Raw genomic sequence first — 655 nt, 5'->3', positions numbered from 1 at the left:
TCACTCCTCTTTTGAAATTTCACTTACGCTGCCCCGATGTTGTGAGGGGGTGGGGTCGTCGGACAAGCCGAGTAAGTAATCGGTAGAGACGTTAAAAAAAGTTGCTAACGCAATAATAACTTCAATACTCGCGCCGCGTCTTCCGTGTTCTAAGCTACCGAGTGTACTTTTGGTGATTCCTAGATCGTTGGATACAGAAGTTAATGACATTTTTTTTTGCAAGCGAAGAAAACGTAGTCTTGCGCCAAAAGAAACCCAGTCGAACGAATTCATAAAAAACCCCTTGACCGTGTGCAAATAGCACACTATACTCAAAACTAAGGTGTGCTATTTGCACACAATTGAAAGTGAGGAAGTGGTAATGAAAAAAATTAGACAGTTGCGTAACGACCGTCAATGGTCACTGAATGAAGTTGCACGAGCCATCGAAGTGTCGAAATCCGCTATATGGGGAATCGAGACTGGTCGGCGAAAACCATCCATCGACACAGCCGTTAAATTATCCAAACTATTCGATGTCTCTATTCAAGAACTCTTAAAAAACGTTGAAAAGGAGCGCATCTAAATGTCCGACATCGTTTTTGTCGAAAACGGCCGTGCTGTGACAGATAGTCTTACAGTAGCAAATGTGTTCGGAAAATCACACGACAAAGTG

Annotated in this window: 2 protein-coding genes; one reads left to right on the top strand and one right to left on the bottom strand. The window is 42.9% G+C overall.

Features of this window, described 5'->3' with window-relative positions; translation table 11 throughout:
• The gene (locus BM613_RS14655; RefSeq protein WP_109431871.1) at nt 1-273 is read right to left on the bottom strand and encodes a helix-turn-helix domain-containing protein; all 273 of its coding nucleotides are present in this window, start codon (nt 271-273) and stop codon (nt 1-3) included.
• Between the two features lie 88 nt (nt 274-361).
• Between BM613_RS14655 and BM613_RS14650 the strand changes: the two genes are divergently transcribed.
• The gene (locus BM613_RS14650) at nt 362-565 is read left to right on the top strand and encodes a helix-turn-helix domain-containing protein (RefSeq protein ID WP_109431870.1); all 204 of its coding nucleotides are present in this window, start codon (nt 362-364) and stop codon (nt 563-565) included.
• The last annotated feature ends 90 nt before the right edge of the window (nt 566-655 follow it).

It is taken from the genome of Sulfoacidibacillus thermotolerans, from assembly GCF_003144315.1.
In the GTDB taxonomy this organism is placed as follows: domain Bacteria; phylum Bacillota; class Bacilli; order Alicyclobacillales; family SLC66; genus Sulfoacidibacillus; species Sulfoacidibacillus thermotolerans.
This window is presented reverse-complemented; position numbering and strand designations above follow the sequence as displayed.